Here is a 15,167-nt window from a genome sequence, read left to right as displayed (position 1 = left end):
TCCTGTCGAAAGCGTCAGATATAACGGGTAAATTTTTTCGGATCGAACGCCGCCCGGATCGCTTCCCCGATAAAGGTCACCATCACCAGCACCAGCACAATCGCCGTCACGACTGAGCCGACGATCCAGGGCGCATCCAGGTTCGATTTCCCCTGTTGCAGCAACTCCCCCCAGCTCGGCGTGGGTGGCATCAGCCCCAAGCCCAGATAATCCAGCGCCGTCAGGGCGGTGATATTGGCAGCTATGGTGAACGGCGCCAGGGTCACGATCATCACCGTAGTATTGGGCAGAATATGACGAAAGATGATCCGCCCGGTCGATGCCCCCAGCGCCCGGGCTGCCATCACATACTCACGGGCAGACTCTTTATAGGTCATGGTGCGCATGTACCAGGTCATGCCCATCCAGCCAAAGAGCACATTGATCGCGACAAACAGGGTGAACGTCGGCTGAGTTACGGACACCAGGATCATAATCACGTACAGAAATGGCACCATGGACCACACTTCAATCAAACGCTGGACCAGCAAGTCAAACTTGCCACCGAAAAATCCCATCGCGCATCCGACCGCCGTGCCGATGGCGTAAGACACCGTCATGGTCAGCAGGGCGAACCCCATCGCGGTGCGAAACCCGTACACCAGTCGCGCCAGAATATCGCGGCCAATCACATCGGTTCCCAGGTAGTGCTGAGTCTGAAGACTAGGCGGCGTCGGCGGATAATCACCACTGAAGTCCTGCTCAAAGGGATCCCATGGCACCAGCGGCAGAATCACGAAGTTCTCGCCGCCCTCCAATTGATACTGACGCTGCATCGCTTTGTAATCCGGCTCGCTGGGATAATCAAAGCCATAATCGGTACCGGCCTTCACATCACTGAACACCGGAAAGCTGTATTCACCGTTGTATTTCACCACCAAAGCTTTGCTGTTGATCAGCAGCTCCGCCACCAGCGATAACATCAGCAACCCCGAGAGCAGGACAAATGACCAGTACCCTCGCTTAATCGCCTGAAAGCGTCGCAGTTTTTTTCGGGTCAGCGGGTTGAGTCTTAGCATCATCAGGCTCCAAACCGCACACGCGGATCCACCGCCGCCACGCAGATATCCGAAACAATATTGCCCAGCATCAGCAGCGCCGCATTAATGGCCACAATCCCCATCACCACCGGATAGTCACGCTGCATGATCGACTCATACCCCAGCAAGCCGATGCCGTCGATATTGAAGATCACCTCGATCAAAAACGAGCCGGTCATAAAGAAAAGAAGGGAATTGCCGAAATGGCTGGCAATCGGGATCAGACTGTTGCGCAGAGCATGTTTTCGCACCGCGGTCCGGAATGGCAAGCCTTTGGCAATCGCGGTGCGGATATAATCCGAGGACAGGTTCTCCATCAGGTTATTTTTCATCGTCATGGTCAGGGTGGCGAAATCCCCGATCAGATAACAAATCAGCGGTAAGACCGCATGCCAGAGCACATCTCGTACCTGCTCAAGCAGGGTGTCATCATCATCAAAGTCATCACTGACGAAACCGCCCATTGGAAACCATTCCAGGTGATAACTGAACAAGGTGATCAGCAACACCCCGACCACATACCCCGGCAGAGCATAGCCGACAAAGATCAGAATGGAAGAGCCGGAATCAAACGCCGAGTCATGCTTGATGGCTTTGAAGTAGCCCAAAGGAATGGAAATAAAATAGCTGATAAAGAAGGTCATCCCACCATAGAACAGCGAGATCGGCAGCCGCTCGGCAATCATCTCGGTGACCGGCTCGTAATACCGGGTCGACTCCCCTAAGTCGAAACGCACCAGCTTCTTCAGCCACTCCCAGTACGCTTGGTGAACCGGTTTATCCAGGCCATAAAACGCATTGAGCTGCGCCAATTGCTCGTCAGACAAGGCCGTACTGCCGCCCGCAGTCGTCATCGCCGCCGCCCCATCGCCCTGAAACTGCATGTTCGCCAGCATCCGCTCGACCGGCCCGCCGGGCACCAGCCGGGTAATGGCAAAGATCAGCACGGTAATGCCTAAGAATGTCGGTATGACCAACGCCATACGATGCAATAAATACGACAGCATGTATCGGCCCGCTCCTGGCAATGAACACTGACATCCAGGCAATGCTGATGAGTCAGAGAAGACTGTCGGGACAACGGACATCCGCCGCCCCCTGGGGAAAAAAAGAACAAACCCCAGAGTAAAGTTTAAGCAGTCAACTCAGGAAGGTGTCAAATTTATCCCACTGCCATCACAATTTTGCTTACAGATCAGACCACATTCGAAAAAATGCTTTCATTTATAAAATCAAAAATAAAAAGCAAATAAATCCAAGGAGATAGATAAGAACGATCATCTATGACCAGAACCAGAAGCTTTATTGATATGAAACTCTACTCAATCACCCAGATGAATATCATTCAGCCTATCTATCGCTATTTACTTTTATATTCAGAACATTATAAAAAACCACTATTAGACAGGCGATAATTTCATAAAACACAGGAAGTTAGAAAAAATAGTATGGAAACACGCAATGAGAACGAATAAGGACAAGACCATCACGATCCCGATAGTCAATCTTGCTATCGGGCTCAGTTTACTCACTTCCCTGCCCGCGTTTGCCAGCGAATCAGACGATGCTGGCTGGAGGGGTGATTTATCAGCAAGTTATATAGCAAACACCTATGACAAAAGCAGTCACAATAGTTTACGCAGCCTTAACTGGAGCGGCAAACTCAAGTATTCGTTGACAGAATCATACGCTGTTTACCTGACATCAGGCGGATACCGAGTCTATGAAAATGAAACCGGAGACTTCTTCACCGATACTGTCATTGGCTTCGAGGATCGCCAGCTTGCGACGCTCGGCGGCAGCGGGAAACTCAAATACAACGTCCAACTGACCCTGCCAACGTCAGAGCTATCCCGCGACGATGAACTCGAAAGCCGAGTACGGCTCGCCCTAAACTATGCTGCAGACGCCGGACAAGTCAGCTATTTCATCAGCCCCCGTTTGGCGAAGAATTTTCACCGTTACCAAACGGCCGGAGAAAAATCACTTCCTGAATGGCTGGTTTCCCTCAACGCCGGGATTGCCTATCAATGGGACAAATTAACCCTCAGTGCCTCACTATTGGGTGGGACATCCTGGAGTTACCAGCACACCCGGCAGGACTGGACCTACTCCGGCGCCGTGTCCGCCCAGTGGCAGATAACTGAACATTTCTATACCGGACTATCTCTTTCCAATTCCGGCGTTTACTTCGACGCTGAACAAGGCACGGTCGGCGACATCGACCTCTTCAACGATGACACCACCGTGTATTCACTCTCGCTCGGATATACATTCTAAGTACACAAAAGGAACTTGTATGACCCCTAAGCACTTTACGTTAAGCGTGCTCTGTACCGCGATTCTGGCCGGATGCGGTGCCGACGATCAGGCCTATGAAAGCGTGCCGAGAAAGGCAGAGCAGATCAAAAAAACAGACCTCAACACCGAGCAGGTTTACCTGTATATGCCTTCGATGGCCAAAGCCCCACGCTACGCCGTCAGCATGGCGCCCTTTATGCAGGGACAGGAAAAGCTGGTTCGCCTGATTTATACCCAGGATGGCCTGGAAGTCCGCCAAATCAGTCCGGATGTGATCAGCCAGGCTCAGATAAGCGACCATGATCTCGGGCGCTGGACCGATGTCGAAACAGATAACAGCCCTCTGGTTAAGATTCCCGGGACTTACCAGGAATACCGCTGTGAAGAAGACAGCTACGGCGACTGTGTCAACAAAGAAGAAGAAAACAAGGACGATGATGTTACCTGGCAGGAAAAAACCTTCTTCACGCCGGAGTATAAAAAATTAGCAGTGGTGGAGCGCGATATTGATGATCTCCTGACTTACTCGACCGGTTGTTACACTCCCGTTGGTGATGCACGACTGGCCCGCGACTGGCAAGGCTATGAAGTGGCAGCTGATGGCTCCCTGAACATTGAAATTGAACAGGACTACCAGATCACCAATCAATGGAATTGCTTGATCAACGCCTTATTCCAAAGCGATGACGGACTCGACTTTAACAACCTGACCTTTACCGTCTCCAACCACTACTCGTTTGTCCCGCTCAACGAGATCCGGAGCGCCGAGTATGAGCCGATCCTGTACCCGAAAGGCGATGAAGATACCTTCGGTATGTTTGCCACCGAGGTTTCCCGCCCGGATCAGCTCGGTAATAACACCCTGGATGGCAACCGCGTTCAATATATGCACCGCTTTAATCCCAGCCAGGCACAAATTGACTACCATCTTTCAGATAGCTTCGATCTCAACGCATCGACCGCGTTTTATAAGCAAATCACCAAAGATGTCATTGCCCGAATTAACCCACAGCTAGCCAAAGCTGGTGTCCCGCAAATTAAACTGCACGATCCTTCCGGCAAGCGCTCGGGTGACTTGCGTTATAACGTGATTAACCTGATTGACGAACCACTGGCAAACGGCCTGGCCGGATATGGTCCGTCCGCGGTGAACCCGGTCACAGGCGAGATTGTTCACGCCCATGTCAACCAGTACTCCGGCGGATTGGAAAGTATCGCCAATGTCCTGTGGGATCGGATTGCCAATCAGTACAACAACGGCAATATCGTTACTGCGCAAACGACAACCACATCGTCTGCCAAGTCCGACACCAGCATCAATACAGCAAGGGACACCACAGCCCAGCTACAGCGCCAGACACATAACAGCGGGCTCTATCACCCGACAGCCGATACTTTGCCAAAAGTTCTGAGCCAACCAGAGCAAGAGTCATTTGAAACGGTTCTGCGTGATTACGTTGCCCTGCAGCAAGTCCCGGAACAGGATATGAGCGCCCTGGATATTATCCAGCTCCGCGAGCTGGAGCAGCAGGTCTGGAGCGAGCACAATATGTACCCGATCGCCAGCTTGTGGTCGAGCGCAACAAAGAAATACTTGCCGAGAATGGTGGTCGCCGGTCAATCGATCGACTTTGACAGCCCGCAATCGTATGTCTGGGCAGATGAGGCGCATAGTCAGCTGAAAACCTGGGACGCGCTCGATCTGAGCCAGCAACATCATGTCGGGCAAGTACTTGCCGGGATCTATTACGCCAAAACACTGGTGCATGAACTAGGCCATAACCTGGGCCTGCGCCACAATTTCAAAGGCAGTAATGATGATCAGAACTACTTCTCTGAAGCGCACGCCCACAACCACGGCCTGGAATATGTTCCAGCCTACAGCTCAATCATGGACTATAACCCATCGCTGCTGGATGCACTGCCCGTATTTGGTCTGTATGACACCGCGGCGCTGCGATTTGCCTACAAGCGCCAGGTGGAGTATTCCCTACATGACAGCGCCGAAGGTGCCGAAGCTAAAACATCGCCTCAGTTCTACACGCTCAATCATTATGATGAAGAGCTGAAAAACACCTTCTTCGCCGCAGGATCGTACCTGCCGGAGCGCCTCAGTGACGGCGTCCTCAGCGCAGCCGTTGTAGACGGTGTACTGGATGACAAATGGAGCGACAAAGCCCCGGGCGATAAAGTGATGCGCGAGTATAAGTACTGTACCGACGGGAATGTCAGCCTGAATACAGATTGTAACCGCCACGATGAAGGCCGAAACCACGCCGAAATTAACCGTTTCTACTGGCAGCGTTATTACGAGCAGCACGACATGCGGACCAACCGTATGGGTAAAAAGAACTTTGACGAAAGCAGCCTGGAAGATTATGCCCAGCGTAGGATCAACGACTTTATGAGCTGGCGGGAAGTACTGCAAAACTTCGATCGGATGAAACAGTACCTTCCGTTTAATACCAATAATTGGCTCCTGTTGCATAAAGTCGATCCAGCCTGTAATGCCAAACCATTATGGCCGGAGTCGGACTTTAACTATGACTTCTACTGTGGCCTGCCCCGAGCTGTCGATGAGCTGCGCAATAACCTGATCCAGGTGGTGCTCCAGCCGGATCAAGTGTGTGAAGTCAAAGATGCAGACGGTGACGTTCAGTACCAGCGCCTGCACGACATCATCAACGAGAGTGCACTGCGCAGCGCCCTCAAGCAAGGCGAGGTTCCGCACAGCTGTTTCCACCCAGAAGTTAGTAAGTATCTGGCCTCAACAGGCCTGACCGTCACTGCAGAAGCGGGTAAGATGCTCAACAGCGGCAAAGCGCCAAATACCAATCCAAAGTACAACTACGTCGGCATGTTCGACTACTACGGATTCTGGCCGGACAAGTTCGCTTCCATGGCAACCCTGCTAGAGCGGGACGGCATCCGCCGCACCACCGACCGGACCGATACCGCCTTGGCGGATCTCCCGTATGTCGTGCCGGGCGACGGTGGTACCTTCTACAGCTATGATGTCTTCAAATACCTGCTTCAGGATATCGCGCTGGGTACCAACATCATGAACCAGGTCTTCTATCCGGATCTGTTCCGTGACAGCGAAGGAAAGGTCACAAAACCGCAAGGTGATTTCATCCACTTTGACCCGGATACCAAAGTCGAGGCAGCCCCCTATTATGCCCGCTCGATCAAGCGCTATTTTGATCTGCCGGCCAAAGGGGAATACAGCGAAATCGAAGCCCTGCTCAACCTGGTGGTTCAGTTCCGCAGCAGTGACAACGGCGAATTTACCCGCGGCAATGAACGTGCCCAGTACGTCGCCATCCGTAGCAATGACGACCACCTGGCAGAGACCGTTCGCTATCAACGTCAGGATGGCCGCTACTACTATGCTACACCGAACAATGCCTTGGCCTTTGAGATGATCAAAACGCTGGAAGAGTTCCAGGCACTGCGCGATCCGGCGACCGATAACAATACGCTACAACTAGAGTATATTGATTTGGCCGACTTTGAGGATCCAGCGCAGCAGCCAGCCATGCTGAAAAAGATGCAACGCTATCAAGATGTCCTGGAGATCCTGCCAATTTATAATCGCTAATCTCTTCAAACCTTAAGCAAACAGGTCGCCTCGGCGACCTGTTTTTTTATCTCTGGAAGTGGTGTACTGTTTTGCGGTTTAACGCGCAGCCAGCCAGGCCGGAACATCCGCTACGCTGTCGAGCACGGTATCGGCCAGTGCTTCGCCGGCTTCGGTGATCGGTTTACCGGTACGCACCAGGATCTTGGTGCCGACGTCTGCCGCCTGCGCCGCTTTCATGTCATCGGTTTTGTCACCAATCATCACCGAGTTGGCCATATCGATTTTCAGGAAATCGCGGGCTGAAATGAACATCCCCGGATTCGGCTTGCGACAGTTACAATCCTGCAGGTAATCCCCTTTCCCTTCCGTCGGATGGTGCGGACAGTAATAAATCCCGTCAAATTCCACCCCGTTGTCGACAAAGTTCCAGTCCATCCACTCGGTCAGGGTCAGGAATTCATCTTCGCTGTACATGCCACGGGCAATCCCCGCCTGGTTGGTGACCAGGACCAGCAAATAGCCCATCGCCTTGAGCTTTTTACACGCCTCAAAAACACCGTCGACATACTCAAAATCATCGACGGTGTGCACATAACCATGATCCACGTTAATCACGCCGTCACGATCAATAAAAACTGCGGGTTTGGCCAAAAGTCAGCCCTCTGTCTGTCTACATTACTGGCGCGATTATGACACGGCTCACCCCGGGATTCATCCGTTTATCCGTCCGGTTTCTGCCAGGGCGACAGATTTTGGCTCAAGTCAAGAAAGCCTTTTAGACGTCCAGACGTAAAAATATCTATTGACTTAGCCGTCTAGACACCCTAGCATCAACCACATAAGCGTTTAGGAAACACTTTACGCACAAACTAATTACAGTGTAAACACAATAAACAGCAACAAATTAAACCATTATCACCCATTTTTGCCCGGTGAATTGTATTGGGCAGCAGCAAACAGCTCAGGAAGTTCGATGATAGAAATCAATAGAGTGAACAAAGTGTTCTATCAGGGAGAAAAGGAAATCAACGCGCTGCGTGATATCAACCTCTCCATTGAGCAAGGCACAATTTTCGGCGTGATCGGTTCATCCGGTGCAGGGAAAAGTACCCTGATCCGCTGCGTGAACCTGTTAGAAAAACCCACCAGCGGCCATGTGATTGTCGATGGTGTCGATTTGACTCAGCTTTCCGCCCAGGAGCTGACGTTAGCCCGGCGTAAAATCGGGATGATCTTCCAGCACTTCAATCTGTTGTCTTCCCGGACGGTGTTCGACAACGTGGCCCTGCCGCTTGAACTGGCCGGCACCAAAAAAGCGGACCTCAAAAGCAAGGTTACTGATCTGCTGCAACTGGTGGGGCTGGCCGACAAGAGCAGTGCCTACCCGTCCAACCTAAGCGGCGGCCAGAAACAACGGGTAGCCATCGCCCGGGCCTTGGCGTCCGATCCGAAAGTCCTGCTGTGTGATGAAGCGACCAGTGCGCTGGATCCGGCCACCACGCAGTCAATTCTAGCGTTGCTCAAAGAGATCAACCGCAAGCTGAACCTGACTATTTTGCTCATCACCCACGAAATGGATGTGGTGAAAAACATTTGTAGCCAAGTGGCAATCATCGGCGATGGTGAACTGGTCGAGAAAGGTCCGGTCGGCGACATCTTTGCCCATCCGAAAACGGATCTGGCCCGGGAGTTCATTCGCTCAACCCTGGATCTGTCAATCCCGGAAGACTACCGCGCCCGGCTCACCGACACCCGGGTTGAGAACAGCTACCCGCTGGTTCGCCTGGAATTTACCGGCGCTTCCGTGGACGCTCCGCTGATCAGCCAGGTGGCCCGCGAATTTAATATCGATATCAGCATTCTGAGCTCCGATATGGATTATGCCGGCGGCGTCAAATTCGGCCTGATGCTGGCGGAGTTTTTCGGCACCGAACAAGCAGCAGAGCTGGCCATTGCCTTCCTGCGCGATCACAAGGTTAATGTAGAGGTACTGGGTTATGTTGCTTGAAACAATTGCGAACTGGTGGCAGGCCAATGAACGCCTGACATATTTACTGATTGAGGCGCTGGGTGAAACACTGGTGATGGTGTTTGCCTCCGGCCTGATAGGCTTCGCCATCGGGATCCCGGCCGGTGTCGCCCTGCACCTGACCAAACAAGGCGGGCTGCTGGAGCACCCGACGCTGAACAAGGTTCTGGGGACCGTGACCAATATCGGCCGCTCGATCCCGTTTATTATCCTGCTGGTTGCCATCATTCCGTTTACCCGTTTTGTGGTTGGCAGCTCAATTGGGACCGCCGCGGCAATTGTGCCGCTGACCGTTGGCGCCATTCCGTTTATCGCCCGCTTGGTTGAAGGGGCGCTGCTGGAAGTACCAGGCGGCCTGGTCGAAGCTGCCCAGGCGATGGGTGCCACACCGCGCCAGATCATCAGCAAGGTGCTGCTGCCGGAAGCCCTGCCAGGGATTATCAACGCCATCACGATTACGCTGGTGACCCTGGTGAGCTACTCCGCCATGGCCGGCACTGTCGGCGGCGGCGGTCTGGGCGATGTCGGGATCCGCTACGGCTACCAGCGTTTCGACGGCACCGTCATGCTCATCACCGTGGTCATGCTGGTCATTCTGGTGCAATGCATTCAGTCTGCCGGTGATCATCTGGTCAAGCGTGTCGATCACCGCTAAGTCCACCCGATACGAACCACAACGTAAGCACAACAAAACAATTTACGACTAGGATTATGGAAATCCCGCTTTTAAGGAGAAGTAACATGGCGTTTAATCTGAAAAACCTGTTTGCAGTTGCCGGCCTGGCCTCGGCACTGGTTCTGACCGGCTGCGGCGAGAAAGAAGCTGCGGTAGACAACAGCAAAATTAAAATCGGTGTCATGGCGGGTGCAGAAGCACAGGTGGCTGAAGTGGCTGCCAAGGAAGCCAAAGACAAATACGGCCTGGATGTTGAGCTGATCACCTTCACCGACTACGTCTCACCGAACGCAGCACTGGAAGAAGGCTCGATCGACATCAATGCGTTCCAGCACAAACCATACTTGGATCAGCAAATCACTGACCGTGGCTACAAATTTGCAATTGCCGGTAACACGTTTGTCTACCCGATCGCCGCTTACTCGAGCAAAATCAAATCCATCGATGAGCTGAAAGAAGGCGATCAAGTCGCGCTACCAAACGATCCGACCAACCTGGGCCGCTCACTGCTGCTGCTGCAACAGCAGGGCCTGCTGACCCTGAAAGACGGGGCTGGCCTGACGGCAACCGTGCTGGATATTGTCGAGAATCCGAAGAATCTGCAGATTGTTGAGCTGGAAGCAGCCCAACTGCCGCGTTCACTGGATGATGTGCAACTGGCGATCATCAACACCACCTATGCCAGCAGCATCAACCTGACACCAGAGCGTGACGGGGTATTCGTCGAAGACAAAGATTCACCTTACGTGAACCTGATTGTGGCCCGCGAAGACAACGTGAATGCTGAAAACGTGCAGACTTTCGTCAAAGCCTACCAATCTGAAACCGTGTATGAAGCGGCCAAAGAAATCTTCCAGGGCGGCGTCGTGAAAGGCTGGTAAGTTCAAGGCCCGTTTTTTCAAGGTTGATGACTTCAAAGTTGATCACTTCAAGGCGACTGTTCCTTCCTGAAACAAGCCTCGCCCCTCCAATCGGAGGGGCTTTTTTATCGCTGCCGACCAGCGCTTGCTGCCGGCTCTATCTCGTTAACGTTTTTTTACCCGTCCCTGAACCGCTTTGAACCGCGGGTTGGATTTACAAATCACATAGATCCGTCCGCGCCGTTTCACAACCTGGCAATCCCGATGGCGCAATTTGGCACTTTTGAGTGAACTGAGTACTTGCATGATCACCCCTCCTGCTTGGCGCCGAAGCGACCGAATCGACGGTTAAAGTGGGCCATCCGCCCTTCACTGCTGACCACCCGCTGCTTGCCGGTGTAAAACGGATGCGAAGCCGAAGACACATCCAGCGTGTAGTACGGATAGGTGTTACCGTCTTCCCATTCAATGGTGCGTTCGGTCTTCAGCGTCGAGCCGACCAAAAAATACTGATCCACACTGGTGTCGTGGAAGACCACGGTGCGATATTCCGGGTGAATACCTGGTTTCATTTGAACTCCTTGAGCAATGTCCGGCCAGTGAACACCACAAACCGGATTGTTATGTTATAACATATTATTTGACATCAATTCTCATTAAAAGATCAAGCACTATTTTTATGCTATCGTCAGCGCCAGACTGAAAAAGGCCCGATATCATGAGTTATCAGATTGATCCGATTGGCGTGATCCGCTCGCCGTATAAAGAAAAATTTGCCGTCCCGCGCCAGCCCGGACTGGTCCCCAGCGCCCGCTCGGAACTGGTGCTCCAAGGGGAAGCCAATGCCCTGGAGGCTGTCCGGGGCATTGAGCAGTTCAGCCACCTGTGGTTGCTGTTTTTGTTTGATCAGAACCTGGAGGCAGGCTGGCGTCCGACCGTTCGGCCGCCGCGCCTCGGCGGGAATGAACGCATCGGCGTATTTGCCAGCCGCGCGACCTTTCGTCCCAACGGGATCGGGATGTCCGCGGTTGAACTGATCGGCGTGCGCCAGCATGGTGGCGATGTGATCCTCGAACTCGGTGGCGTGGATCTGGTCGACGGCACCCCGATAGTCGACATCAAGCCCTATATTCCCTACTCCGACAGTCTGCCCGACGCCATCGGCGGGTTTGCCAGTGAGAGCCCGCCGACGCTACCGGTACACTTCAGTCCCAAAGCCGAGTCACAACTGCACGGCCGCCACCTGGCCCGTCAACGGGCGGTGATTGAAGAAGTACTGGCGCAGGATCCACGCCCGGCTTACAAAAAAGGCAAGCCGGATCCCAAGGAGTACGCCGTGCACCTGTTCGACTACAATGTAAAATTCAGTGTCAGCGACGCGCAGATCACCGTCCATACGCTGGCGCGTCCGGTCACAAAATAACAGCCGCCAACCGCTTGTTCTCTTTGGCGAACCGGCAATAGGCTGTTAATATATGCGGTTATCGCCCTAAAACGGCGGGCGGGGCTGGCCCCGAATCCAATTCATTTCATCTAACCAACGGATACCATCAATGCGTACCAGTAAATATCTTCTTTCAACGCTGAAGGAGACTCCAAACGACGCAGAAGTGATCAGCCACCAGCTGATGCTACGTGCAGGTATGATCCGTAAGCTGGCTTCAGGTCTATACACCTGGCTACCTACAGGTCTGCGTGTTCTGCGTAAGGTCGAAAACATTGTTCGCGAAGAAATGAACAATGCAGGTGCAGTCGAAACATTAATGCCCGTGGTTCAGCCCTCTGAGCTGTGGGAAGAAACCGGTCGCTGGGACAAGTTCGGTCCTGAGTTGCTGCGTATCGCTGACCGCCACGACCGACCGTTTGTGCTGGGCCCAACGCACGAAGAAGTGATCACCGACATGGTTCGCAACGAAGTGAAGTCGTACAAACAACTTCCTCTGAACCTGTACCAGATCCAGACCAAATTCCGTGACGAAGTACGCCCACGCTTCGGGGTAATGCGCTCGCGTGAATTCATCATGAAAGATGCTTACTCGTTCCACCTGGACAAAGAGAGCCTGGTTGAAACCTACGAGATCATGCATCAGGCATACTGCAACGTCTTCAGCCGTATGGGTCTGGACTTCCGTCCAGTACTGGCTGATACCGGCTCGATCGGCGGCTCCGGCTCGCACGAGTTCCACGTTCTGGCCGAGAGCGGTGAAGATTTGATCGCCTTCTCGACTGAGTCTGAGTACGCGGCCAATATCGAAAAAGCAGAAGCACTGACACCGGCAACCGAGCGCGCTGCGCCGACCCAGGAGATGACGCTGGTGGATACGCCGAACGCCAAGACCATCGACGAGCTGGTTGAACAGCACGGGATCGCGATCGACAAGACCGTGAAAACCCTGTTTGTGAAAGCTTCGGACGACGTTGAAGCAGAACTGATCGCCCTGATCATCCGTGGCGACCACGAGCTCAATGAAATCAAAGCAGAGAACCTGTCTTGCGTTGCTGCGCCACTGGAGTTTGCCACCGAAGAAGAAATCCGTGCCATCGTGAATGCCGGCCCTGGCTCACTGGGTCCGGTCAACCTGCCGGTACCGTTTATTGTTGACCGCACTGTCGCTGTCATGAGTGACTTCGGTGCCGGTGCCAACATCGACGGCAAACACTACTTCGGCATTAACTGGGATCGTGACGTGGCGCTGGGCCAGGTCGAAGATCTGCGTAACGTGGTGGAAGGTGACCCAAGCCCATGCGGCCAAGGCACCCTGCTGCTCAAGCGTGGCATCGAAGTCGGCCACATCTTCCAGCTGGGCAACAACTACTCCAAAGCGATGAACGCGGCGGTACTGGGCCCGGATGGCAAAAACGTGATCATGGAAATGGGCTGCTACGGCATCGGCTGTACCCGTGTGGTTGCTGCGGCGATTGAGCAGAACAACGACGACAACGGTATCATCTGGCCGGATGCGATTGCCCCGTTCCAGGTGTCGATTGTGCCGATGAACATGGCGAAATCAGACGAAGTCCGCGACGCTGCTGAAAAGCTGTACGCTGACCTGACCGCTGCTGGCATCGAAGTCCTGTTTGACGATCGCAAAGAGCGTCCGGGCGTGATGTTTGCCGACCACGAGTTGATCGGGATCCCGCACACCATCGTCATTGGTAACCGCAGCCTGGAAAACGGCGAGATGGAATATAAAGACCGTCGTGCCGGCACCAAAGAAGGCGTACCTGTGACTGAAATCGTGGACTTTATTCAGCAAAAGCTGGCTTAATCCACCACTCTCATGCAATGAAGCCTCCCTTGCGGAGGCTTTTTTGATGACCGTTTTCCTGACCCACGGCGGACTCCAGGACACCTGCCGCAGATCTCAGAAGCAGGCTGCCACTGTCCAATGTCAGATAAATCCGGTATATAGTGAGCCGAGAAAGAGAAAAGGATAAACCCCATGGCGAAGGATAAGCCCAGGATCAGCTTGCTACTACCCGGCGGGGGCGCCCGCGCCGCTTATCAGGTTGGCGTGCTGAAGGCGATTGCCGAGTGGTATCCCCGCGTTCACCACAGCCCGTTTACCATATACTCCGGCACATCTGCCGGGGCCATCAATGCCACCGCCATGGCCTGCTATGCCTCCTGCTTTCGACTCGGAGTCAAAAAGCTGGAATGGATCTGGGCCCGGCTCCACAGCCGCCGGGTGTTCCGGGCCAGTGCCCTGGGCATGACCGGTTACCTCGCCCACCAATGGCTGGCCCGTCTGCAGGCCGACTATCATGAACGCCCGCCGTTTGGGTTACTCGACAGCCGTCCGCTGCGCCAGTTGCTCAATCAGGTCAACAATTATGAGCGGCTGGAAAAGCAGATCCTGGCCAGTAACCTGCACGGCCTGTCCGTCACCGTCTCGAGCTACAAAAGCGGCCAGTCCGTCAGTTTTTTTCAGGGCCAGCCGGAAATCTCCGAGTGGAACCGGGCCAAGTCCAAGGGCCGCCGCTCCCTGATCACCACTGAGCACCTGCTGGCTTCGGCCGCGATCCCGGTGGTCTTCCCGGCGGTGCGGATCGGCCGGACCTATTACGGCGATGGCTCGATCCACCAACTCGCTCCCCTACGTCCGTCCCTGAAAATGGGCGCCGACAAGATCCTGACCATTGATTTGATCAACCAAAAGATCAATGAAATGGATCACACCAAAGCGCCCGGGCTGGCAACCCTGGGCGGCCACCTGATGGACACCATTTTCAGTGATACTCTGGCCGCGGATCTGGAGCATCTGGCGCGCTCCAATCAGTTGATCCAGGCCCTGCCGCCAACCGAGAAAGAAAAAATGGGGATGAAGATCGTCGATCATCTCCTGCTCTATCCCAGCCAATCTTTTGAGCCTCTGGCGCAGAAATATTACTGTCAGATGCCACCGATGACCCGGGCATTAATGCGTCTGACCGGCCTGAGTCCAAAAGATGATGCTGCCATCACCAGCTATATCCTGTTCGAACCAGCATATATTCACGCCCTGATCGAGCTGGGATATCACGACGCCCTGGAAAAAGAAACGATCCTTCGCAATTTCCTGCAATAAATCCTTATATTTATTGATAAAAACCCATGATAAGTGTTGAAATGGCTTAATAATTGCCTATAGTAACCCCC

The 15,167-nt window shown here is 53.6% G+C and carries 13 protein-coding genes; 8 read left to right on the top strand and 5 right to left on the bottom strand.

The window, feature by feature from the left end; translation table 11 throughout:
* Positions 1 to 14: 14 nt before the first annotated feature.
* A complete protein-coding gene (locus tag NH461_RS03325; RefSeq protein ID WP_261602818.1) occupies positions 15 to 1,058 on the bottom strand; it encodes an ABC transporter permease in 1,044 nt (347 codons plus the stop codon).
* A 2-nt stretch (positions 1,059 to 1,060) separates the two neighbouring features.
* Positions 1,061 to 2,086 carry an ABC transporter permease subunit gene (locus tag NH461_RS03320; protein WP_261601888.1) on the bottom strand — a complete coding sequence of 342 codons (1,026 nt, stop codon included), beginning with the start codon at positions 2,084 to 2,086 and terminating at the stop codon, positions 1,061 to 1,063.
* A gap of 454 nt (positions 2,087 to 2,540) precedes the next feature.
* Between NH461_RS03320 and NH461_RS03315 the strand changes: the two genes are divergently transcribed.
* Both NH461_RS03315 and NH461_RS03310 read left to right on the top strand, forming a co-directional pair.
* A complete protein-coding gene (locus NH461_RS03315) occupies positions 2,541 to 3,359 on the top strand; it encodes a hypothetical protein (RefSeq protein WP_261601887.1) in 819 nt (272 codons plus the stop codon).
* A gap of 19 nt (positions 3,360 to 3,378) precedes the next feature.
* Entirely contained in the window at positions 3,379 to 6,981 is a 3,603-nt protein-coding gene (locus NH461_RS03310) for a zinc-dependent metalloprotease (protein WP_261601886.1), read from the top strand.
* A 78-nt stretch (positions 6,982 to 7,059) separates the two neighbouring features.
* On the opposite strand, the gene gmhB is transcribed toward NH461_RS03310, so the two are convergent.
* A complete protein-coding gene (gene gmhB, locus NH461_RS03305) occupies positions 7,060 to 7,614 on the bottom strand; it encodes a D-glycero-beta-D-manno-heptose 1,7-bisphosphate 7-phosphatase (RefSeq protein WP_261601885.1) in 555 nt (184 codons plus the stop codon).
* A gap of 322 nt (positions 7,615 to 7,936) precedes the next feature.
* Between gmhB and metN the strand changes: the two genes are divergently transcribed.
* From metN to NH461_RS03290, 3 genes are all read left to right on the top strand, one after another.
* A complete protein-coding gene (metN, locus tag NH461_RS03300) occupies positions 7,937 to 8,971 on the top strand; it encodes a methionine ABC transporter ATP-binding protein MetN (protein WP_261601884.1) in 1,035 nt (344 codons plus the stop codon).
* Positions 8,961 to 9,647, top strand: a complete 687-nt coding sequence (locus NH461_RS03295) for a methionine ABC transporter permease (RefSeq protein WP_261601883.1) — start codon at positions 8,961 to 8,963, stop codon at positions 9,645 to 9,647. Before metN ends, NH461_RS03295 begins: the two co-directional genes overlap by 11 nt.
* An 86-nt stretch (positions 9,648 to 9,733) precedes the next feature.
* Positions 9,734 to 10,549 carry a MetQ/NlpA family lipoprotein gene (locus NH461_RS03290; RefSeq protein ID WP_261601882.1) on the top strand — a complete coding sequence of 272 codons (816 nt, stop codon included), beginning with the start codon at positions 9,734 to 9,736 and terminating at the stop codon, positions 10,547 to 10,549.
* Positions 10,550 to 10,693: 144 nt separating this feature from the next.
* Here the strand turns inward: NH461_RS03290 and ykgO are convergent, their stop codons facing one another.
* Positions 10,694 to 10,834, bottom strand: coding sequence for a type B 50S ribosomal protein L36 (gene ykgO, locus NH461_RS03285; RefSeq protein WP_255389608.1), 141 nt, complete (start codon positions 10,832 to 10,834; stop codon positions 10,694 to 10,696).
* Positions 10,835 to 10,836: 2 nt separating this feature from the next.
* Positions 10,837 to 11,100, bottom strand: coding sequence for a type B 50S ribosomal protein L31 (locus tag NH461_RS03280; RefSeq protein WP_261601881.1), 264 nt, complete (start codon positions 11,098 to 11,100; stop codon positions 10,837 to 10,839).
* 146 nt (positions 11,101 to 11,246) lie between these two features.
* Here NH461_RS03280 and tsaA point away from each other — a divergent pair, with 146 nt between their 5' ends.
* The 3 genes from tsaA to NH461_RS03265 all read left to right on the top strand — a co-directional run bounded on the left by tsaA (position 11,247) and on the right by NH461_RS03265 (position 15,096).
* Positions 11,247 to 11,951, top strand: coding sequence for a tRNA (N6-threonylcarbamoyladenosine(37)-N6)-methyltransferase TrmO (gene tsaA, locus NH461_RS03275; protein ID WP_261601880.1), 705 nt, complete (start codon positions 11,247 to 11,249; stop codon positions 11,949 to 11,951).
* 130 nt (positions 11,952 to 12,081) lie between these two features.
* Positions 12,082 to 13,797 (top strand): proline--tRNA ligase, encoded by a 1,716-nt coding sequence (locus NH461_RS03270; protein ID WP_261601879.1) that lies wholly within the window; start codon positions 12,082 to 12,084, stop codon positions 13,795 to 13,797.
* 174 nt (positions 13,798 to 13,971) lie between these two features.
* The gene (locus NH461_RS03265) at positions 13,972 to 15,096 is read left to right on the top strand and encodes a patatin-like phospholipase family protein (RefSeq protein ID WP_261601878.1); all 1,125 of its coding nucleotides are present in this window, start codon (positions 13,972 to 13,974) and stop codon (positions 15,094 to 15,096) included.
* Positions 15,097 to 15,167: the final 71 nt, after the last annotated feature.

The sequence above is a fragment of the Photobacterium sp. TY1-4 genome (assembly GCF_025398175.1).
GTDB lineage: Bacteria > Pseudomonadota > Gammaproteobacteria > Enterobacterales > Vibrionaceae > Photobacterium.
The sequence above is the reverse complement of the archived record's forward strand: the minus strand, read 5'-3'. Positions and strand labels throughout refer to the sequence as shown.